We start from the raw sequence: 19,693 nt of genomic DNA, 5'->3' as shown, positions 1-19,693 counted from the left end.
TCGCCGCGCGACTGATTGGGTACGAGAGACCCGCCCCGGATGTAGCCGAACCCTTGTGTGCGCATTGCTGCGGTCCCTGGTGCTCCCGTGCGCCCCCGGAGGGGTGTCGGTCGGATGCAAACCCGCACAGAGTTCGTCACCCGTCGCACCTAGTGCGCCGGGTGGCTAGGCGTGCCCACGCTCCGGCGTGGGCACGTGCCGCGTTCGTCGCTACGGCGGCGGGCGCGGCGTTTCTTTTCACTCAAAAGTTGAGTCGGTGACGTTGGATGCGGTTGTACGAATGAGAGGTGCCCGATGGGTGCTAAGGAGAATGCACGCAAGCGAGCCGCTAAGGCGGCTGCTGCGAAGGACGGACGCGAAGCGTTCGAGCGTCGGATCGGGTGGCTTCACGCCTCCCGTGCCGCTGCTGTCCGTCACCTCAACATGGGTGGCGGGATGGACATTCGCGTTGACCTGAGGGACGTTGACGGCAAGGGCGTTGCCTACGTCGACCAGAAGGGCAACCCCGTTGGGGAAGTGTCCGAAGGTGCTGCGGCGGGGTACCGATTTCCGGCCGGGCGTCCCAAGCGTGAGCACTCCCGCATGATGCCCACGGGTGGAATCTCCACTCGTCTGTGACCGCTCAACTCCCCTGGTGCTGGGGGTAATCAGCGCTGACCCGGCGCGGGGTCAAGCCCGCGTCGGGTACTACGCATGCCCGAAAACGGGCGTGCTCCCTCTCTGGAAGCGAGGAACCCCATGCGTAAGCGTGGAATCGTCCTGGCCGCAGTTGCGGCCGTCGCCGCCTTCGCGGGCGGCACTGCCTACGGACAGAACTCCGCCCTCGACCTCAAGCCGTGTGTGTCCGAAGACTCGGTCAACTGCTACTGGGACGCGGGCAAGCAGGGCAACGGGCGCGGGATGTCCTTCGTCGTCGACCAGGCCGGAAACGTGACCCACGTGAGCGCCTTCAACGATGGGTTCACCGAGAGCAAGGCTGACGACTGCGAGCAAGGTTTCCAACTCGCCTGTTCCTGGCTCGCCGAGACCCGCTGACCGCCCACACCTACGGAGAACACACATGCTCAAGCTCTGGATTCAGGTGTCCGTGCTCGACGAAGAGCACTCGGTCTGGCACGAGGTTGACACCGTCCTCGGAGACGAAGCCGGGACGCTCGCACAGGACTGGATGGCACGAGGGCTCCAGGTCCGTTCGCGAGTCGTTCCCTCCCGGCCGGCGGTCTACCTCAGCACGTATCAGCACCAGATCGAGAACCCCGCCACCTGCGTTCTCGACCTGGTCTGACACTTGGCGGGTCCTATCGCGCCCTTCGGGGCGCGGTGGAATCCGGTAAGCGTTAGGGCGAAACCGGTGTAGTGCGAAAGGCCGCAATGGCACAGCACGTGAACGCGCAGCTCCTCATGGAGCACTTGCGCAAGAGGACCACGCTCCAGCTCTGTGAGGACTGGTGGGCCATGTCCAAGGGTGACGCGGACTGGCACAAGGTCAGCGCTCGGATGGTCAGCGACATCCTGTTCGAGCGTGATCAGGTGGCGTGGTTCGAGTGGCAGCTCGACGGGTCGGGCCTGTTCGGTCCGTCCAACCCGACGAACTTCTTCATGCCGTAAAAGTTGAGTCGGTGAAAGGTTCGTGAGCAGTGGAATGGCTCACGGGCCTTTCGCTTTCGAGAGGACAACCATGCCTGTGTACTTCCTGCCGTCGACTCGCGAGGAAGACGAGTGGGCGGCCTACATGATGAAAGACCGCAACGAGCCCTGTTGGCTGTGTAAGCGCGAGAGGCGCAAGACCCTGTACGGCTACATGTGCTGGGAGTGCCAGGAGCAGAAGCCCGTGTGGCAAGCGCACCTGGACGCCATCAACAAGGCCGAGGGTGAGCGTCGAGAGCGGGCCTATAAGGGCTACTGCTACTCGTGCGCGAAGACCTGGGTCGAAGGTACCTGGGAGTGCGAGCCCTGCCGTGCGGAATGGAGGGCCTGAGATGGGGCCCAAAGAACTTCGGCACGGGTGGAATTCCTGGCCGTGCGGCTGTCAGTTCGTCGTCAATCTCAAATGGCTCATGGTGTGCAGCTTCGACGGACCGAATCACAGCGAGTGCGCCGAGATGACCGTCTTCAAGGATGAAATCCTGCGCCTCGTGACGGAGGTGCCAACGGACTGGCATGCCGTACGGCTAGTCAACCGCAAGAGGGCCGAACACCTCAGCTTCTCCGAGGAGCTGATAGAGCGCGGCTGGCCTCTGAAGAACCCCACCCGAGTCTGGCCGTAGGCAGTGAGCGTGATCCAGGCCGGCCGCTGGTCCGGCCTGCGTCGCGGCCTCTGTGCGGACAACACAGAACCCAACTCCCTGAGAAAGGCGGTTTGATGCGTAAGACCGAATTCGAAAAGGGTAACCGAGGAAAGGCCGCTGTCCCCGTGATCAAGGGGCAGACCGATTTTCTTGCCGAGTGGCGAGAGTCCGGGCTGATCACCGATTCCCAGTTCGCGACCTTCACCCGCACCTGCCAGTCCACTGTGAAAGAGGCGACGTGATGCCTCGTAAGAAGAAGCCGGAAAGCAAACCCTACGCCTACCCGCTCGCCATCCGTGGCGGCAACTACGGCTACAACTCGCTTCACATTTGGGAGCGAAAGGAGGGCGGCGAACAGTACCAGCTCCAATGGCACGAGCGTGAGCGTTCGGTGATCCGTGTCTCTCGGATGACCGATGAGGGAACCTACTGGTTCAACAACTGGGACAACTCGCAGGGCGGCACGCCGTCCACGTGGGAAGAAATCGACGTGATCGACTTCGGAGACACGGAATTGCGGCTCATGTTCACCGTCATGGAAGCCTATGCCGTAGAGAAGTTCGGCGTAGTCGACGTCCGCCCCTAAGGGGAAATCATGCGAAATCTCATTCTCGTGAATCCGTTCAAGGGGATCACGGTTGGTCGTATTTACCGCAAGTGGGGACGGCACCACATTCCCGGCCGGTACAGCGTGATGCACCACCTGAAGGGCTCGTTGCCTGATGGCCGCACGCTCTCACGCCGTCAGGCAATCCGTACGTTCCAGCACTTCAGCAAGAAAGAAGTCTGACAATGCGCCCCTACTCCGAACTCAACGCCCTCCCGCCCGAGGACTTCCTGAACCCCGAGAACTTCGCTACGGAGTTTGACGGCAGGGTTCCCGGATATGCGGAAGAGCAGTACCGCAAGGGCCTGGAAACCTCGCACGAGTACGACCGCGTTGTGATCCGGGCGAACGGCACTTGGGCGGCTGAGTGCGGCCCGTACTACCCCGAAGCCAACATCTACATGGGCAATGCCGCCTACTCCTACGAGGGAATCGGCTATCACGGCGAGACGGCCGCGCTGCTGCGCGGGTTCCTCGACGGCCCCGCGCCTGTCGACGTGGAGCGTCGACAGGCGGACTACAGCGTGATCACCACCCGCATCAAGGAGGCCAGCAAGTGAGCAAGGTCGAGTTTCAGGTTGCCTGGTGTGAGTCGACCCCGGGGGAAGTCCACGTCACCTTCTCGGGACACATGACTCCGTGTGACAAGCGAGTGTTCGAGGCTTCGCCGGTCTACGCCTCGAAGCTCAAGGACGTGACCTGTGAAGTGTGCGGCGCCTACGTGCTCTTCGACATGGAGGCCGCCCGCAAGGCTGCTGAGCAGTACGTGACGAACCACGCCGGCACGGCGAAGTGGAGCGACCTGGACCGTATCGAGTTCGCGGGGAACGCCATGGAGCGGGCCGCGGGGGTCGCCTTCAGGCTCAAGCGAGAGCGCGGTGAGTGGAACTCCAACATGGCCTTCTCCGAGTTCATGGCCGGTGGTGGATGGATGACCGACAAGAGCCCTGAGGCCGGGCTGATCGGCATGACGGCCATCGCGGTGTTCGACAACCTGAAGGAGCGTGAGGCCGAGTGAACGAATGGCGTCACGTCATCAACGACACGGTGTTCGAGGTGTGTGCGCCCAACCAGATTTCCATCTGGTACCCGTGGCAGGAGAAGTATGGGCCGCCTCTCCGGCCGTTGCACTCGTCCGCGTTCGCCAAAGACAACGGCTATGGGGATGCTTTCCCCTTCGCGGCCGAGCTGGACTTTCAGCAGTTCTGCGAGCGTTACGCGGAATCGCGTCCCTACCTGATCGAGCCCAGCCCTCGCCTGAGTAGCTGACTTTCCCTTCCCCCTTCGAGGCCAGGACTCCCCTGGTCTTTTTTCATGCCCGAAAGGATCCCGATGCGTATCCCGTTCATCACCAACTGGCTCATAGGCCGACAGATGCGAGACCTCGCTCTCACCGCTCTCGTGCACTCCAACTCGCACCTTCACGAGGACATGAACGCGCTGAGTGGACAGGTGAAGGAGCTGGTTGCGACGAGCCGCCGCCGTGAGCTGGTGGTGGTCGCCGCTCAGCACTTCGCCGATGTCTTCGATGACACGGGCCTGGCCTACGACGAAGGCGACCGCCTCAACGACCGGCAGATGCAGGCCCTCACCGAGGTTCTTCGGGCGGCCGGCCACCACAAGGGGGCCGATGCCTGGCAGAGCTACGCGGTCCCCGACGAGACGGACGCGGACCCGTTCAACAACGAGGACCAGGAGCAGGCCGAGCCCGTTTCCGTCTGACGCGGTTCCTGTTTGGTGGCGGCCGGGAATTCCCGGCCGTTCGCTACGGGCAACCGACAGATAGGAAAGCAATGTCCGAGCAGATTCCGAAGAACGTAGTGCCCTGTCTGAAATGCGGCGGGCCGATTCGGCACATCGACGGCAAGCCATATGCGTGCGCCGATTGTGGGGGCCGCATTCTCTACAACGTGCGCGGCGGGCGCGGCGAGCGCCCTGCACCGGGATGCCACTGGGAAATCCATAACGAATGGCTCGTCGATGTCATTACGACTGGCGAAGACTGAGAGGAAATGGCGATGTCTCGCAAGTTCACCAAGCGAATGAAGCGCCAGCGTGCCGAGCAAGTGGATTTGCTGGAAAGGCTGATCAAGGCTCACGGGCAGTGGGAGAAGGACCGTGAGGAGTTCTTCAGGGAGAACCTGAAGACCTACGACCCCTACCCCAATGACCAGCCCTGTGCGGACTGGGAAATGGGCGACTACGACGAGATGGATACGGATTACGCGTTCGACGCCCAACACACCTGGGTCCTCTTCGTGGAAGAGGCCCGCATGCTTCTGGAAATGGAGAAGTAGTCATGTCCCGCAAGTATCCCAAGAGGGTTCGCAAGGAACTCGGTCGGAAGCTCGCTGCCGCTGAGGCGTTCGTGGAGGCGGTGACCACTTCTGGGTGCGCTGCTGATATCGAGTTCTACAGCTGTGAAGACGCCGAGCGTTACGCGGCGATGCTTCGGGTCTTCGGTTACGTGAACTACGCCGAGGACGCGATAGCGGACCACAAGACCGAGTGTGCGGAACCGCACCGCCATCAATTGGACGGTGTATGGACCTTCGACATTCGGGCCGGCGGACCAGCGTTCGACGGGGTCGAGGACCCCGAATGGACCGTCGTTGCGGACGGCAAGAACGGCGCTGAGGCCGAGGGTCGGGCGAAGTTGTTCGTGGAAGCGGAGCTGAAGAAGAGGCACAGCCTCTACTTCTGGCTGACGGTTACCGAAGTCGAGAACGGTGTTCCCTCGCCTCTGGCGCTCTACGACTGGACCGACATTCGGAAGGCTGCATAAATGAGTTGGCGATACGACGTATTCGCATGCCCCAACGAGACCGATGACCACAACACGTGTGAGGTGTGGGGAGGGGCACCGATTGACATCCTTGGGGGTGGTCGCTGGAAGGACGCTTTCCGTAAGGCGGAGGCCCTTTCTCACGGGCTCGTGACCCGTACCTACACGGGCAAGTTGGGGTGGAGCACGAAGACAGTGACCGTCTTCGAGCGCATCGACGGGGGAGGCGTCTGCAAGGGATGCCACAAGCGTTCCCAGGTAACCGGGGAGCCGCTTTCCCCGGAGAGTCGGGGCCCGCTCGTGAAGACGCCATTCGGAAACGAGTTCATGTGCGACGCCTGCCAGAAGTCCTCTCTGGCCGCACACAAGCGCAGTACCCGTGACCCCGACCGATGGCTGTACGTCCCGATCATCGACACCATCGACTTCAAGGCGGAGTGATGGCATACACCTCGAACCAGTGGTATGCGGAAGCAGCGGCAGACGCCATTCTCCGCGGAAGTGAGAGCACGGTGTTTCTCGACATCCTCACTGCCAGGCTGCACGCCCACATGCACTATTCGGCCGCCCGAATGGCTGCCGAGGGCAAGGTGGAACGGTGCCTCAACGAGATGAGGAAGTCGTGAGCCCTCAGGGAGCCCATTGGGCCTATATCGAGTGGTCGCCGGACATTGAAGGCGAGCACGAAGTGACTGTGAAAACCGAGCACAGTCACAAGAAATGTGCCGAGAAGCATGGGGAACTGGACGTAGTTGTCGAGTGTGACGTGAAGTTGCCCGACACCATTCGGCATGTTGTGTTCGCCGAGTCGGAGAAGTCCGCGTTGTCGGCCGCAAGATGTTTCGCGCTGAGCGACATCCCGTTCGGCACGACCTATTCGATTCATTACATCGGGCAGTGCGTCAGGTGACCGAGCCGGACCCCGCGTTGGTCCGAGAATTCATGGTGCTCTCTCGACTGAGAGAGCCGGACGACATGCGAGAAGTGACACCGCCCGAAGTGCGTTACTTCAATTCGTACTACCCGGCTCATGTGGAGCGGGAGAAGCGCGCGGCCCAGCGGCGGGCCCAGCAAGAGGAATGGGACCGCCAGCGCCGTGAGTCTGCGAAAGAGGCGGCGCATCGGGCCTGGCTCATGAAGGACATGCGCAAGTGGGGCCCAGAGAACGGATTCTTCGTCGGCACACGAGGCCGCATTCCGCGGGCTGTCATCGAGGCATACAACGAAGCGAAAGGACATGCGTGAAGCACACCCATGTGGCCGTGGGCCTGGTCCCCGACGGTCTCACCAACCTCGGGGTGGTCGTCGAGTGGACGCCCGGCAGTGAGAAGTACGCCATGACCCTGATCACCGCAGAGGGGCAAGCCCTCGAAGGCCACGACTACTACGCCACCGGGAAGGACCCGATCGGCTACACCCCGGATGACGCCGAGCTGGACATGCTCGTGTACCGGGGCCTGGTCAGCATCGTCCCTCTCCCGGCCCGGTTCGTCCGCAGCCTCGCGGGCTTCGCCTACTTCAAGTGGTGGGCGCCCGTGGACATGCCCAACAAGGAGCGTGCGAAGTTCGGGGCCGCCGAGTGAGCGCCATGAAGACCTTCTGGCTTGACGTCGCCCTCGTGGAAGACAGGGCCAGGGCCGCCGCTGAACGGCCGGACTGGGACGAGAGCTTCGCGTCTCTGACCGCCGTGTTCCACGACTGCGGACACCTGGCCGGCGCCTACGCCGAACCGCGCGAGGTCGCCCGGCTCCTGGTGGCTCACGCGTCCAAGGAGTGGCAGGCCGGCCGGATGGCGCTGAAGGGGGTCCTCTGTGTCTGAAGAAGCTCAGCGCATCCGTGAACTCGTCGCGAGGAATTACAGCGCATGGTCGGGGTTTGAGCCGCGAGGGGACCGCGCGCATGCACTCCGCACCCTGCTATGGGAAATCGACCACCCGTCTGCGGCTGAGCAGACAGCAGAAATCTGGTCGAACTGGCTGGACGGAGTCGAGCCGCGGTGGCCCGACGACAACACGTTCGTTCACCCGGAATGGGTGGAGAAATTGCGTCGCGACGGCGAGCGTACCTGTGCCGAGATAGCGGCGGCTCGACGTATGGCCAACTGAACGAACACCTTTAACGAAGGGCCGGGAGTGGAATTCCCGGCCCTTCGTCATGGGTGCTCGCAGTGGAATGGCGAGCGTTCGAAACTATTCGCAAAGGAGCCTTTTGGAATGGCGACAAAGGTTATCAAGACGGTGACGTGCGACCCGTGCGACAAGAAGGGAGAGGAGCGCGATGCGGTCGGAAAGCTCGAAATCTTCGGCGACGAGTACGACGTGTGCGAGGAGCACGGAACGAAGTTCCGGGCCTGGTTCGCGGAAGCGCTCGGCAGCAGCCAGCTCGCCGCGAAGTCCGCGTAAGAGAGGAGTCAGGAAGTGACCACGTTCGAGGCGATGAAGTACGGCCCCCTGGGCGAGGCCGTTGAGGCGGCCATGCCGTCGAGTGAGGCGGACCCGATTGGAGTGTGGGCCGCGTGCTTGTCCATGTACTCGTCGGCGATTAGCCGGAAGGTGCGCCTGGACAACGGCCGTCCGGTGGTGGTCTGGACGGTGCTTGCGGGCCGTTCGGCCCTGGGACGCAAGGGGTACGCCCTCGGAACTGCCAAGGGCATCTTGCACCCGGTCATCGGCGGCTACCTGGAGGCGCGAATCAAGGACGGCATCTCTACGGGGCCGGCCCTGGTCAACATGCTCGCCAAGCTGGAGCTGGAAACGATGGGCAGCGAGACGGGCATGGACGGTCGCGCTCTGGTCGTTGAGGAGGAGTGGGCCGGTCTCATCAAGTCCCAGAAGGCGTGCAGACGGTTCAGCACGCTCTTCCGGACGGCTTGGGACGGAAAGGCGATCTCGAACGAGACCAAGAAGGAAGGCAAGGTAACCGTTGTTCAGCCCCTCCTTGGGTTTCACGCCCATATAACCCCTGGTGAATGGGCGAAGTACGTCTCTTCGAGCGAGGCCCTGGGCGGCTCGTACAACCGGCTGTTGCCGGTGATCGTCGAGCGGTCGAAGATCCTGCCCTACGACCACAAGCCGGTGTTCCCCGATGCCAAGCCGTTGAGGGATGCCTTCAAGTGGGCCACCCAGGAGCGACGTGTCATCTCGTTCGACAAGGCGGCCGGCAAGCGGTACGACGAGATCCGGGCCCAGGTCGAAGAGCGTGCGGCCGAGATGCCTGAGATGATCTCGGTCTACGTGGAGCGGGCTGCCGAGCAGGTTCATCGGATCGCGGCGGTGCTCGCGGTGACCGAGAAGAAGACGAAGATCAGTAGGCGAGCCGTCGAGGCAGCTTGGGCCTTCGTGCAGAAGAGCATGGCGAGTGTCGAGCAGCTGGTTCGTGACGCCGCCGAACAGTCCACCAAGCCCATGAAGACCACGGAAGACCTGGTCAGGGAGATTCTCGGTCGCCATGGCGGGGAGGCGTCCAGCACCATCCTGCTTCGAGCCCTGGGAACGCGGACCAATGCCGCGGGCCTTAAAGAGGCCGTTGCGAGCATGGATGACATCGAGGTCTACAAGCTGCAACAGCCCGGACGCGGGGCAAAGCCGATCATGTATCGGCTGATCGAGGATGCTGAAACCAAGATCCCGGAATCCTCCGATTCGGAACAGAAGATTCCACTTTCTACCAAGCCTCAGCTTAGAGTGGTCATCGGACAGGAATCCAAGCCGCGAAAGAAGCAGCGCAAGGACGCTGCGGCCGTGGTGCCGACTCCGCCTGTCGCAAATCCGATCATGGCCCTTCTGTAGGAAAGCCCCACCATGCACCAGGAACAGCCCATCGACTTCGGCAAGATGACCTCGACTGCCGCCCAGCGTGCGGCGGAGGAATGGCTTCGGCTGGACCGCGAAGAGCGGGAGACACGACGCAAGCTGATCAGCCGGCGCAGGGCTGTCACTCGGAGCCGTGCACGCGCCCAGAACGGGCGCGTGTCCGTCCTCCGTGTTCACCCGGAGGTGATGAAGGTGGCGCTACAGGCGGCCGGCGGCGACGCGAGCCGCATCCGCATCGTCAGTGAAACGGAAGTCTGGGTTGAGTAGACACACCCTGAGGAAACGACCGGAAGGCCGCCTTCAGTGCACTAAGTGCCGGGCGGCCTTTCTTGTGCCGGAAAACGCTGACAACTCTCGGGCCGACTGTATGGGCCGGCCCCTCCCGCACGGCCATCCGTACGAGCGTGAGCACGTGGTCTATCCAACTTGGTTCGACCAGGGGAATGGGCGCGGTCCAGACCGGCTCTGCGATGAACTCGCCTGCTTCTGCATGCACCACGAATGCGACTGCGACGTATGCACGGGGCGCATCGATGTACCCGCACTCAACATTCTTAACGACAGTCATGAACCCGAAGTGGAGATCAGCATGACGGACAAGATCGAGGTCCACGTCCCCGCCCAGCTCCGGAAGTGGGCGACGCGGACCCTGGACGCGGAGACGCAGGCCGAACGCGACCTCATGGACGCCTGCAAGGCCACGGGCATGGGCAACTCGAACCGATCAAGCACCATCCCCCTCACGAACGCGGCCCTGGGAGTGCTGATCAGGCAGGCCCGGAACTGGCTCGACAGCGACAACGGCAACGACGTCATGGCCTCCAAGACCGTGCTGAGCCGCCATGAACTGGACTACGAGCCGGACGACCCGCGAGAGATCCGGCACGAGATCAAGATGCCGAAGAGCCTCGCTGGACACTTCCCCGCGCCCTACAAGAGCGGCTTCAACGCTGACAAGAGCATGACGGGGAAGGTCGAGGAAGACATATCCCAGATGGCATGGACGAACACGGGCGTGTCCGGCCGGGTGCGCTTCGAGGCTCTGGGCTACCTGCTGCGGAAGATGGACAGGCTGAAGTACCACGACCACAGCGCAGTCAGCCGGGCGGCGAAGAAGTTCCTCGACAACTACACCGAGCCGCACGAGAAGACGCAGCGGCTCATCGCGGGGTACCTGGAGATCGACGAGGACCAGGCCCCCGAGAAGGACGACGACGGGATGCTGACAGCCGCGGGCTTCATGGAGGCAATTCACGGCCGGGGAGGCTTCGAGGAGCAGCCGAAGCGCCTGGTCGTCATCGCCTGCGGCGGAAAGAAGTCGCAGAAGCCGGGGAAGATCCCTGCGGACGAGAGGTACACCGGGAACTACTTCACCGCCTGCCGGTTGGCCGCTGAGGTCATGGACGGCCCCACGATGGTGCTCAGTGCGAAGTACGGGCTCATCCCTCTCACTGAGGAGATCGAGGATTACGACGTGAAGATGGGCGACAAGGGCAGTGTCCGGCTCGGATTCGTGAAGAAGCAGGTCGAGGAGCTGGGGATGAAGAACGCGAAGGTCACCGTCCTTGGTGGAGAGAGGTATGTGAAGGCGGCTCGGCAAATCTGGCCGGACGCAGAGGCGCCGCTAACCGGAGGCATCGGACAGCAGCTCAAGCAGCTCGCCGGCATCTACGAGGGCGAGGCCCTGGACAACGACCAGGACCAGGAAGAGCCCGTCAGGCAGTGGGAGAAGCGGCGCCTGAGTGACTTCGTTTCCTGGGGCGGCGAGCGACGGTTCTTCTACTTCGGGGGGCTCGCCAAGCAGCCTGTGAACGAGAACGGGCCTCTGGTCGGTCTGAAGTGGTCGGAGTCCGAGAGCGGCACGAACCACCTGAAGGACCCGGAGACGGGGCGGGTAGTCGCTCAGGTTCACAGCATGTCGAATGTGTGGGCCATCCCCGCTGAGGCCCCTGAGGGCTTCGTCGAGTACGACGACCGGGGGAAGCCTGCGGATGAGCTGTACTGGCCCGAGGAGTACAGCCGGGGGGAGTTCCGCAACATCCCGAACCTCCCCAGCCGGGGCCGTAGCAACGAGCCGGTCATCTGGTACGGCGGCAAGGCTGGGGTCAACGCCGTTCAGCCGAAGCGCTGGCAGAAGGTCAGGGTCGTCTACATCGGAGAAGGCAAGTACGACCTGAGCGACTTCAAGACGGGGGAGTCGGTCAAGACGTGCACGCTGGCCAGTCAGGTCTTCTGGGCCAGGGACAACGAGCACCAGGACCAGGAACCCGCGACCATGCCGCCTGGCGGCTACGAGGTGCCGGCGAACTTCCTCGAACTGGCTGAGGAAGGGAACACGGACCAGGCCAAGGCGTACTGGAAGCGCCGTTGCGAGGAGTACCGGAGGACGGGCAAGTGAATCCATCCGATATGCCTCAGCAGAGAAGAATGCGCCCCGTACAAGGGCGCTTTTCTTATCTGGCCAGTAAGTGGCAGAATCTGAGCAGTAAGGGAAGTTGGGAGGAGAAATTTGGCGACTGTACTCAGGCCGAGCGATCTGCATCCCTCGGCGCAGATGGCTGAGTTCGAGGTCTGGAAGTGCCGACAGTGCGGTGCGGAACCCATGGCCCTGATCGAGGACGAGCGAGGCAGGTATCACTACCGCAGCGACGACCCTGAGGGGCTGGAGCCTCACACCGACGTCGTGCCCCTCGGCTACGTTGATGGAGTTCTGACCCGGTTCTGACGCGTCCACGAAGAGCGGCCCTGGAAGGTGGAATCATCCAGGGCCGCACAGTTGCATCATAGCCGGAACGCAGAAAAGCCCCCCAGCCCGAAAGCTGGGGGGCGATTCATCTCTCACCCGAGGTAGACCCCTCTACCTCAGTTCGTGGGCTGCCAGGCCGTGTAAGTCGGCGGGACAGCAGTGGTCGGCTCCTCGTGCAGCTCGGTGGCGGCCTTGTCCTGTAGCTTCTCGATCTCCCGAAGGGCGACCTGGCCAGCCTCGGCCAGGGCCCATGCGGCGGCAGTCTTGGTGTCGTGCTTGCGCTGGGCGACCTCGCCCAGACCGAGGAACGCGGCGCCGACACCCACCAGGGCTTCCCACGGGACGCCGGGGTATCGCGCGACCAGGACGGGAGTGATCGAAGCGAGCAGGCCGACCAGGCGGACGGCATGCCGAGCAATGAATTCCTTCATGGAGACTCCTATGGGGCTCACTTGCAGGTGGACTTGGTGGCGCTGGCCTTGGGAGTCGCCTTCTTGGTCGGCTTGGCACTGGCCTTCGGGGTGGCCTTCTTCGTCGCGGTCGGCGACGGCTTCGCAGGAACGGTGATGGTCTGGCCGGGGCGGATGGTGTCGGGGTCCTTGATGCTCGGGTTGGCAGTCAGGATCGAAGCGAGAGTCACGCCTGCTGCGACGGCGATCGAGGAGAGCGTCATGCCGGACTTCACGACGACCTTCTTTACGGTCGACTTCGGGGCCGCGTGCTTGGCCGCCGGCCCGGTGGCCTTTGCCGCGTAGGTGAAGCCGGGCTTGCCCTTGAGTGCAGGGTCCGCGGTGGTCACGCCCTCGGGGAACTTGGGCAGTCCGTAGCCGTAGGTGTAGGCGTCGCGTCGAGCGCGCTTGCGCAGATAGACGCCGTTGCCCTCCGGGGAACCGCTGGTGTTGGTGTTGCCCTCGACGGTGTAGACGTAGGTCGAGTCATAGGCGTAGACGATGCCGGTGTGAGTCCCGCCGTTCGGGCCGAAAAGGACCTGAGCGCCGATGGCCGGGTACTCGCTGAACCGGCCCTTCTGCCGGAACCAGTCGAGCGCGTAGGCACAGGACGCAGTACGCGGGAAGAGGTCGTTGTTCCCCGACTTCAGTGCGGCCCAGCAGACGAAGAGGGCGCACCACGGGTAGCCACCAGCACTTACCCATGCCATGCCGGGAACCTGGCCGGCGTACTTCTCCTTGTTGTCCCAGTGGCCGTTGGAGAAGCCTTCCTTGTAGCCGACTTCTGCCTTCGCTATGCGAATCAGCTCTGCGGCACCACTCATGAGGAACCCCCTTCAGGGCATGAAAAAGGGGCCGGTCAGATAACCGGCCCCTGAATAGGCTTGTGTCAGTCGTGAAGAGCGGCGATTCGTGCAGGGTCGAGAGACATCAGAATCTGGACGAGACGCTTGTTCTCGTCCTCGATCCGAGTCAGCCGCTCCTTGATTTCCGTCAGGTCTTCCATGAGACGGTCAGCCCTCGCCTTTTGAGCTTCGGCCTCCTCTTTCCATACCCTCGCCGTATTGAGCCGCCATGCTGCCTTCGTCATTACGAGGGCTGCGATAGCGGTAGCGCCCATTCCCGCGTATGCGAAGAGAGCCTGAATCTCCATTGGCTCTCCTTACGCAGGCGCGATGGTCGTGACGGTGCCGCTGCTGCCTCTCCACTTGAGGGCGCCACCAGAAGCGAAGAGGATGCCTCCGCCGCTCGGGTTGGTGGTGGGTGCGGTCGTGGCGTTCTTCATCGAGATGACCGCGCCGGCGCTGCCGCCCAGATCCGCGGCGGTGGCGCCGAGCTGGAGCGCGGCCGGGAAGTAGTGGGTCGCGCGGGAGACCGGGTTTCCGGCCCCTGTGACCTCGAAGACCACATTGCCGTTGGCGTCCTTGAACAGAGCCAGGCTGGTTGCCGAGGACGACGCGGAGATGACCTCAAGGCCCACGGTCGTGGTGTCGTTCTGCTGAACGAACAGGCGGCCGGCATGGGCTGAGCCGTTGACCGAGAGCGTGTCGGCCACGAGGTTGGTCGTCATGAGTCCACCGGGCTCCAGAGAGGCCGGGCCAGGCCCGAGGCTGGACACCGCGTAGTTGTACCCGGCTACACCCTTCTTGGCGACTTCGGCAGTGGTGATACCTTCCGAATAGTTCGGGAGCCCGTATCCATAAACGTTCGCATCGGACCTCTTGCGCTTACGGAAATAGACCCCATCGCCCTCGGAGCTGCCGTTGTCGTTCGTGTTGGCTTCGATGGTCCAGATGTAAGTGGCGTCGTATGCGTAGACGATTCCTGTGTGGTCCTGGCCGCTGGTTCCGTACATGACCTGAGCGCCCACAGCGGGGTACCAGGACCAACGGCTGGCACTGCTGAACCAGGTAACGGCCGCTGAGCAGTCGGCGGTTCGCGGGAAGAGGCTGGCAACGCCCGCACGCATGGCGACCCAGCTCGTGAAGATCGCACACCAGGACTGGCCTTGTGCCCAGCCGAGGCCAGGCACTTCCGCCGCGTACTTCGTGACGTTCGTCCAACCGCCTTCGGCGTAACCCTCCTTGTAGCCCACCTGGGACTTGGCCACCGCAATTACCTGCGGCATCTGGGGGTTTCCCATGATTCCTCCTTAGCTCGCGAGGAGCGAATTGATTACTCCTGCGGAATAGGAGTGGCCTGCGTCGGACATGAAGTAGGCGTCAGTGCCGGCGGCGCCCGGAGATGCCGTGTTGGCCCAATAGCCAAGGCTGTTCCAGTAGTTCCACGAGTTCCGCCCGATTCCCCAGAGGTCGATGAGAGCGGCTTCGAAGGCGACGGCCAAGCCGTGAGCGCGGTTCACGAAGTCCTGGTAGCGGTTGTTCGAGAAGTCGGAAGCTCCGATGTGAGGCAGGACGATGACGAGGTCCGTGTTGCCTACGGCGGTCGAGCCGTCCCGGATGTACGAGAGGTGCTGTCGGACGTTGGACGCCCAGGTGTCGGCCGAGACGCCGTTCATGATGTCGTCGGGGCTGACCATGTAGACCACGCAGTCAGCCGGGTAGTTCGGTCCTCCGCTCCAGCCGATCTTCAGCGGGGTGACGTAGTGACTCGCTGACGCGTTGCGCTTGCCGAAGTTGTTGACCACCACGCCCGTGCTGTTCTCGCCCGAGACACCGCAGACAGCGAGGTATTGAGAAGACGTTCCGGTGTGGGTCAGCTTGACCGTGTGCGTTCCGCTGGACAGGCCAGTGATGGTCTTCGTGAGGACCGCCAGGCCGGTCGTCCCGGTGTCCGTGACGGCCACTGCTGTGCCGCCGTCGATCGAGTAGGACCAGGGGGAGTGAGTTCCGTCGGAGCCGAGGGTGTAGACCGTGGCCGTAGTGCCTCGCACGGTGAAGGTCAGGGTGTTCCCGTTGGTGTTGCTGTAGAGGTAGCCCCAGCCGGGGCCGGCCTGATTTCCGCCGATGCTCCAGGTGCCGGTCTGAGTGATCAGGCCGCCGCTGGCGGTCCACTGGGTGATGGCTGCGGAGTCGGTTCCACCGATGCCCTGAGTGCTGATGAGAGCGCTGTAGAAGCCGGTTCCGCCATCGCCGAAGACGCTTTGCAGGCTGGTGGCGAGGACGCCCGGCCAGCTCTTAGTGAAGAGGTTGCTGGCGTAGAAGCCCGCGGCCGAGGAGCCGCCCACAACGGCGACAGTCGCTTTGCCGGTTCCCAGCTTTGCGGCGTCCCGCTTCGGTCTCCAGAACTCGCCCCAGGCCGGGGGGACCCTGACGCCCTTCGAGGCGGACTGAATGGCGTTGGCGCTCGCCACCCAACCGGCGGTGCTCGCCTTGACGAAAGCCCCGTCCGCGTACGCCCTGTCCCCGTGGGGATCGACGGCAACGAGGTGGGAGTCGAGTCGTTCGCCGACCGTGACGGAGACCAGCGCGACCTTCCCGGCCCCGAAGTCGACCCAGACACGTTCGTACCCGTCGGGTCCGAAGAATGCTGCTACGTAGCCGTTGGAGTCGGCCGTGAGATGGTCGAGCGGTGCCCCGCTCTCGTCGGTGAGGTCGGTGAGCTGCACTGCGCCCGCGCTGGGACCGTTCCAGACGGTTCCTACTGCGCCGGCCACTCGGGCACCGGTTGCATCCTCGGCAACGCTGTCCGCTGTCCCGCCGAACAGGTTTCGTGCCATGAGGCACCCTCCTAATTAGTTGCCGAAGGTGTTCGCTTCGTACACTCCGGAAATGGTGAGAACCGATCGAGGTGGAATGGCGCGAAGGCCGTCGAGGCCCTCAGCAAGGTTTGTCGAGTTCGGGTAGTACAGGGTGGCAATGGTCTGTGCCGAGGTGGACTTTCCGCTCATGGCGTGAATTTCCATCAGGTTGGGCAGGTTGCCGCCGTTGAATGGATTGGAGATGAGTCCTCGAAGAAGCTGTCCTGTTGCTCCGGAAGCCGGTACCGGGAGCGAGACGCGGATACTGCTCGTGGTGGCCACAATTCCTGTGTCTTCGTAGTCATTGACCAGGGACATGGATACGTAGACCATTCCCGGAGCGATCCACCGCCAGCGCCCTGTCTTGTTCGCGGTCGGCAGGTCGGCGTTTACGTTGGTCAGGGTCGGGGTGTACGTCCTGGGCTTTCCGAGGTCGCGTGTGACTGCGGTCGCGTCTCGGCCGACGAAATACTCGGTCTGAGTGTCCGTGTTGTTGTTGTCCATGTCGACGACGAATGTGCCCGCCTGGTGCATTGCGGCGGTCGTGGTGACATTCCACGGTGCTGCAACGTGTTCCGGGAGGTCGAAGGGCATGACGCTGGTCAGGGAGAGCGCCCCGCTGTTGGCGGGGACGTTGACCAGGTACAGGGGCATCTCCCATGAGCCGCCGTAGGACTTGGTGAGGGTGGGCCACTTCGGTGAAGCGGCCGGCTGGCCCTGCAAGACCTTCAGGTTGACTGCGCTGGCTGACATGTCCGCGCGAAGGACGATCATGTCTATGCGGGCAAGGGAGCCTGTGTTGGCGGCGATCGTGACCGACTGTGTAGCAGTGAGCTGGTAATAGAAACCGCCCACCACCGCTCTGCCCGGAGTAAGGGAAACCGTGGTTCCGTTGACCACCTGGGCATAGAACGGGAGGTCTGATGAAGCGAGGCTGGCAGTGGAAAGCCGGAAGTCAACGCGGTCCTTGGCGAACTGTCGTGAAAGGTATTGCCACTGAGCCTGTGTCACCATCTGGGCACCGCCACCAGCGCTATCGGCGGTGAACGGGTAACTTATCTCGTTTGCCATTACATCCTCGCCTCTAGCCTGCGCAGCTTTTCACGCATGTCGAAAACCGTCTTGTAGAGATTGAGTGGGTTACCCGAGCCCTGTTCACCGATGGACGGGGACACCGTTTCGGTCTGTCCGCCCTGGTCCACGGTGATGGACACCTCGCGCACGATGTCTGTGTATTCGACGCCGTCAACGGAAACAGTGACGATGTCGCCGACGAAGTAGTCTCGGCCGAATTTGATGTGAGGGGTATCGATCGGGTAGAGCTGGAAATTTCCGTTCTTGGCCCCGGTGGTGAGTGCCTCGGTGGCTGCGTCGAGCACGGCTTGCTTGGCCGTCTCGAAGTCTTCGTCTGTCACGGAGAGGTCGGCCTTCACGGGCAGGCCCGTCGTCGGGTCCGCCTTGATGGGCAGGTCCCGCCGGTCGAGGAAGGTTTCGATCTGAAGGCCCCACTCGGCCTCAGAGTCGGTGTCGATCTGCTGGTACAGGTACCTGTTCTTGCCGGCGCCCTGGCAGGCCACGATCACGCGTGTGACGGTCGGAGCCGTCAGGGACCAGGTGAACTCTCGTAGGTTGCCCAGCTCCCTGCTGAAGCGGACGTCCGCGGAGAGGTCCTGAGGGGTGAAGAGGTGAAGGTTGACGGCCTTCTCGTTGGGGTCGTACAGGAAGCGGTATCCGGTGGTCGTGGTGTCGATCCAGGATTCGAGCTTCGTGCCGATGACGTCCCACTGGACGTTGTCTGAGACGTCCTTGCCGAACGTGACGTCGTCGCCGATGACGACGCCGGCCACCTGGCGGTTGGTGAGGGCACCGGGGCCCATCGCCTGGTTCAGCTCGGACCAGATGAGGTGACCGGCCTTCCCGGCGACTTTCCGGCCGCTGTCGTCTGCCTGCCACTGCTGTGTGGCGGCCTTCGTCGGATCGGGGAAGGCGAGCTTGTTGTACGCGAGCTTGTTGTCACACTTCCCGCCGAAGTAGAGCGAGCCGAGCGAGGTGTGTTGGCTGTTGGTCCAGTAGTGCTGAAACGACTCGATCTGTCCCGTGAGGATCGGGAGGTCGACGTCATCCTGATAGATCGCGACCCCGCCGCCCTTCTGGAGAAGGTCAGCCTGTGGCGTACCCGCCCCCACGAGGATTTGCCAAGAGCCCTGCTGGCAATACCGGACCACCAGATCCATCGAGATCCAGGTGTCGATAATGCCTATGCGGTTGAGTGCAGCGTCGCGCACCTCCACTCGATAACCCATGCACACCTCATGTCAGTACGTCGCATATCGGGGAAAGAGAGTCATCTTCACGGTTGGCGTTCCGCTACCGGAGACGAGTTCGGCTTGTCCGGTCGAGGTGCCGGGAGGCACCGACCAGAGAGAGGGACCGGACGACATGAGCGGGAAATAATTCGTTCCCTGGTCGTCCAGGAGGGTTTTGTATCCGGGGCGACAATCCACGGTGAGTGTCCGGCCGGCCTGAAGAACGTCAGCGCCTCCGGCCTGAGCTGGAATCCCCCAGCTCGTTCCGTCAGGCCCTGTGAACTCGAAACTCTTGATGGGGCCGGTAATCGTCCAGACGGGCCAGGCTTCGATGTCTCCCGTATTCGTGATCGTGAGGGTTCCGTTGGACGGAGTTCCCTTGCCGAGTGTGAGTGGGAAGAAGTGGCTTCCGAGGAACGGCTGAGCAGATCCGAAGGACCAGTTCGCGCCGATCTCTGTGTCTCCGTAGAACCATGGGTCGGTGCACACGAGCTGGATTCCGTAGGAGATCCATCGGAAGCCCGAGGAGTCCGCGGACTCGTTTCCTTCCATACCGCCGGCGTAGTAGCACTGGATTCGTCGAGCGATGCCGCTCGACTCGATGAACGTCAGGACGCAGTAACCCGATTTGGGATTCAGGGCATTGGCCAGTCGGCGCTTGAAGCTGCGCAGCGTCTTGCGGTCGATGCCGTAGACGAAGACAGGCAAGAGGATCTGCCGGGCTGCGGCCCTGGCGCCCCTGAACATGGAGCCGTCCAGGTTCGGGGAGTCGTCGCTGTGCAGCTCGAAGGGGGGCAGGTCAAGGCCGGTCGCGCCCGCTTGGAGCATGATGGCCGGCCAGGCAGCGGTCAGGAAGCCGGTCAGGGGGATTTCCTCCCCCTGACCGTTGTTGCCCCTGATCGACACGTATGTGTTCTGCCAATCCTCCGGAACCGGGACACTCGGCTTTTGATTGAATGCCCCGTTTACCGGAACTAGTGGCCTTGCGGGAATCGGCATT

34 protein-coding genes are annotated in these 19,693 nt (G+C 62.9%); 26 read left to right on the top strand and 8 right to left on the bottom strand.

Annotated elements, in window-relative coordinates:
- The first annotated feature begins 738 nt into the window (after positions 1-738).
- From U5640_RS16975 to U5640_RS16850, 26 genes are all read left to right on the top strand, one after another.
- Positions 739-1,035 (top strand): hypothetical protein, encoded by a 297-nt coding sequence (locus U5640_RS16975; RefSeq protein ID WP_340376639.1) that lies wholly within the window; start codon positions 739-741, stop codon positions 1,033-1,035.
- 25 nt (positions 1,036-1,060) lie between these two features.
- The gene (locus U5640_RS16970; RefSeq protein ID WP_340376638.1) at positions 1,061-1,285 is read left to right on the top strand and encodes a hypothetical protein; all 225 of its coding nucleotides are present in this window, start codon (positions 1,061-1,063) and stop codon (positions 1,283-1,285) included.
- An 86-nt stretch (positions 1,286-1,371) separates the two neighbouring features.
- Positions 1,372-1,608, top strand: a complete 237-nt coding sequence (locus U5640_RS16965) for a hypothetical protein (protein ID WP_340376637.1) — start codon at positions 1,372-1,374, stop codon at positions 1,606-1,608.
- 70 nt (positions 1,609-1,678) lie between these two features.
- A complete protein-coding gene (locus tag U5640_RS16960) occupies positions 1,679-1,978 on the top strand; it encodes a hypothetical protein (protein WP_340376636.1) in 300 nt (99 codons plus the stop codon).
- Position 1,979: 1 nt separating this feature from the next.
- Positions 1,980-2,267, top strand: a complete 288-nt coding sequence (locus tag U5640_RS16955) for a hypothetical protein (protein ID WP_340376635.1) — start codon at positions 1,980-1,982, stop codon at positions 2,265-2,267.
- Positions 2,268-2,362: 95 nt separating this feature from the next.
- Positions 2,363-2,530, top strand: a complete 168-nt coding sequence (locus tag U5640_RS16950; protein ID WP_340376634.1) for a hypothetical protein — start codon at positions 2,363-2,365, stop codon at positions 2,528-2,530.
- On the top strand, positions 2,530-2,874 hold the full coding sequence (locus U5640_RS16945; RefSeq protein ID WP_340376633.1) for a hypothetical protein: 345 nt from the start codon (positions 2,530-2,532) through the stop codon (positions 2,872-2,874). Before U5640_RS16950 ends, U5640_RS16945 begins: the two co-directional genes overlap by 1 nt.
- A 9-nt stretch (positions 2,875-2,883) precedes the next feature.
- Positions 2,884-3,078 (top strand): hypothetical protein, encoded by a 195-nt coding sequence (locus U5640_RS16940; RefSeq protein WP_340376632.1) that lies wholly within the window; start codon positions 2,884-2,886, stop codon positions 3,076-3,078.
- 2 nt (positions 3,079-3,080) lie between these two features.
- On the top strand, positions 3,081-3,455 hold the full coding sequence (locus tag U5640_RS16935) for a hypothetical protein (protein WP_340376631.1): 375 nt from the start codon (positions 3,081-3,083) through the stop codon (positions 3,453-3,455).
- The gene (locus tag U5640_RS16930) at positions 3,452-3,913 is read left to right on the top strand and encodes a hypothetical protein (RefSeq protein ID WP_340376630.1); all 462 of its coding nucleotides are present in this window, start codon (positions 3,452-3,454) and stop codon (positions 3,911-3,913) included. Before U5640_RS16935 ends, U5640_RS16930 begins: the two co-directional genes overlap by 4 nt.
- Positions 3,910-4,164, top strand: a complete 255-nt coding sequence (locus U5640_RS16925) for a hypothetical protein (RefSeq protein WP_340376629.1) — start codon at positions 3,910-3,912, stop codon at positions 4,162-4,164. Before U5640_RS16930 ends, U5640_RS16925 begins: the two co-directional genes overlap by 4 nt.
- Positions 4,165-4,227: 63 nt before the next feature.
- A complete protein-coding gene (locus U5640_RS16920; RefSeq protein WP_340376628.1) occupies positions 4,228-4,617 on the top strand; it encodes a hypothetical protein in 390 nt (129 codons plus the stop codon).
- A 71-nt stretch (positions 4,618-4,688) separates the two neighbouring features.
- A complete protein-coding gene (locus U5640_RS16915) occupies positions 4,689-4,901 on the top strand; it encodes a hypothetical protein (RefSeq protein ID WP_340376627.1) in 213 nt (70 codons plus the stop codon).
- A 12-nt stretch (positions 4,902-4,913) separates the two neighbouring features.
- Positions 4,914-5,192, top strand: coding sequence for a hypothetical protein (locus U5640_RS16910; protein ID WP_340376626.1), 279 nt, complete (start codon positions 4,914-4,916; stop codon positions 5,190-5,192).
- Positions 5,193-5,194: 2 nt separating this feature from the next.
- Positions 5,195-5,680: a hypothetical protein gene (locus U5640_RS16905; protein ID WP_340376625.1), complete on the top strand. Its 486-nt coding sequence runs from the start codon at positions 5,195-5,197 to the stop codon at positions 5,678-5,680.
- Positions 5,681-6,121 (top strand): hypothetical protein, encoded by a 441-nt coding sequence (locus U5640_RS16900; protein WP_340376624.1) that lies wholly within the window; start codon positions 5,681-5,683, stop codon positions 6,119-6,121.
- 181 nt (positions 6,122-6,302) lie between these two features.
- On the top strand, positions 6,303-6,590 hold the full coding sequence (locus U5640_RS16895; protein ID WP_340376623.1) for a hypothetical protein: 288 nt from the start codon (positions 6,303-6,305) through the stop codon (positions 6,588-6,590).
- Positions 6,587-6,925, top strand: a complete 339-nt coding sequence (locus U5640_RS16890; protein WP_340376622.1) for a histone-like nucleoid-structuring protein Lsr2 — start codon at positions 6,587-6,589, stop codon at positions 6,923-6,925. Before U5640_RS16895 ends, U5640_RS16890 begins: the two co-directional genes overlap by 4 nt.
- A complete protein-coding gene (locus U5640_RS16885; protein WP_340376621.1) occupies positions 6,922-7,263 on the top strand; it encodes a hypothetical protein in 342 nt (113 codons plus the stop codon). Before U5640_RS16890 ends, U5640_RS16885 begins: the two co-directional genes overlap by 4 nt.
- Positions 7,264-7,268: 5 nt before the next feature.
- Positions 7,269-7,499: a hypothetical protein gene (locus tag U5640_RS16880; RefSeq protein ID WP_340376620.1), complete on the top strand. Its 231-nt coding sequence runs from the start codon at positions 7,269-7,271 to the stop codon at positions 7,497-7,499.
- Positions 7,492-7,785 carry a hypothetical protein gene (locus U5640_RS16875; protein WP_340376619.1) on the top strand — a complete coding sequence of 98 codons (294 nt, stop codon included), beginning with the start codon at positions 7,492-7,494 and terminating at the stop codon, positions 7,783-7,785. The genes U5640_RS16880 and U5640_RS16875 overlap by 8 nt, the downstream gene beginning before the upstream one ends.
- Before the next feature lie 108 nt (positions 7,786-7,893).
- Positions 7,894-8,082, top strand: a complete 189-nt coding sequence (locus tag U5640_RS16870; RefSeq protein ID WP_340376618.1) for a hypothetical protein — start codon at positions 7,894-7,896, stop codon at positions 8,080-8,082.
- Between the two features lie 15 nt (positions 8,083-8,097).
- Complete coding sequence (locus U5640_RS16865) at positions 8,098-9,468, top strand: DUF3987 domain-containing protein (RefSeq protein WP_340376617.1); 1,371 nt, start codon at positions 8,098-8,100, stop codon at positions 9,466-9,468.
- Positions 9,469-9,480: 12 nt separating this feature from the next.
- Entirely contained in the window at positions 9,481-9,759 is a 279-nt protein-coding gene (locus U5640_RS16860; protein ID WP_340376616.1) for a hypothetical protein, read from the top strand.
- A gap of 322 nt (positions 9,760-10,081) precedes the next feature.
- On the top strand, positions 10,082-11,890 hold the full coding sequence (locus U5640_RS16855) for a DUF6884 domain-containing protein (RefSeq protein ID WP_340376615.1): 1,809 nt from the start codon (positions 10,082-10,084) through the stop codon (positions 11,888-11,890).
- Positions 11,891-12,046: 156 nt separating this feature from the next.
- A complete protein-coding gene (locus tag U5640_RS16850) occupies positions 12,047-12,217 on the top strand; it encodes a hypothetical protein (RefSeq protein ID WP_340376614.1) in 171 nt (56 codons plus the stop codon).
- 137 nt (positions 12,218-12,354) lie between these two features.
- Here the strand turns inward: U5640_RS16850 and U5640_RS16845 are convergent, their stop codons facing one another.
- From U5640_RS16845 to U5640_RS16810, 8 genes are all read right to left on the bottom strand, one after another.
- The gene (locus U5640_RS16845; RefSeq protein WP_340376613.1) at positions 12,355-12,669 is read right to left on the bottom strand and encodes a hypothetical protein; all 315 of its coding nucleotides are present in this window, start codon (positions 12,667-12,669) and stop codon (positions 12,355-12,357) included.
- Positions 12,670-12,686: 17 nt separating this feature from the next.
- Positions 12,687-13,511, bottom strand: a complete 825-nt coding sequence (locus U5640_RS16840; RefSeq protein ID WP_340376612.1) for a LysM peptidoglycan-binding domain-containing protein — start codon at positions 13,509-13,511, stop codon at positions 12,687-12,689.
- A 65-nt stretch (positions 13,512-13,576) separates the two neighbouring features.
- Entirely contained in the window at positions 13,577-13,840 is a 264-nt protein-coding gene (locus tag U5640_RS16835; protein ID WP_340376611.1) for a hypothetical protein, read from the bottom strand.
- Positions 13,841-13,849: 9 nt separating this feature from the next.
- Positions 13,850-14,830 (bottom strand): CHAP domain-containing protein, encoded by a 981-nt coding sequence (locus tag U5640_RS16830; RefSeq protein ID WP_340376610.1) that lies wholly within the window; start codon positions 14,828-14,830, stop codon positions 13,850-13,852.
- Positions 14,831-14,839: 9 nt separating this feature from the next.
- Complete coding sequence (locus tag U5640_RS16825; RefSeq protein WP_340376609.1) at positions 14,840-16,366, bottom strand: hypothetical protein; 1,527 nt, start codon at positions 16,364-16,366, stop codon at positions 14,840-14,842.
- A 15-nt stretch (positions 16,367-16,381) separates the two neighbouring features.
- A complete protein-coding gene (locus tag U5640_RS16820; RefSeq protein ID WP_340376608.1) occupies positions 16,382-17,458 on the bottom strand; it encodes a hypothetical protein in 1,077 nt (358 codons plus the stop codon).
- The gene (locus U5640_RS16815) at positions 17,458-18,672 is read right to left on the bottom strand and encodes a siphovirus ReqiPepy6 Gp37-like family protein (protein WP_340376607.1); all 1,215 of its coding nucleotides are present in this window, start codon (positions 18,670-18,672) and stop codon (positions 17,458-17,460) included. The genes U5640_RS16820 and U5640_RS16815 overlap by 1 nt, the downstream gene beginning before the upstream one ends.
- Before the next feature lie 30 nt (positions 18,673-18,702).
- Entirely contained in the window at positions 18,703-19,692 is a 990-nt protein-coding gene (locus U5640_RS16810; RefSeq protein WP_340376606.1) for a phage tail domain-containing protein, read from the bottom strand.
- Between the last annotated feature and the right edge of the window lies 1 nt (position 19,693).

Source organism: Streptomyces sp. SS7, assembly GCF_037993025.1.
GTDB lineage: Bacteria > Actinomycetota > Actinomycetes > Streptomycetales > Streptomycetaceae > Streptomyces.
The sequence above is the reverse complement of the archived record's forward strand: the minus strand, read 5'-3'. Positions and strand labels throughout refer to the sequence as shown.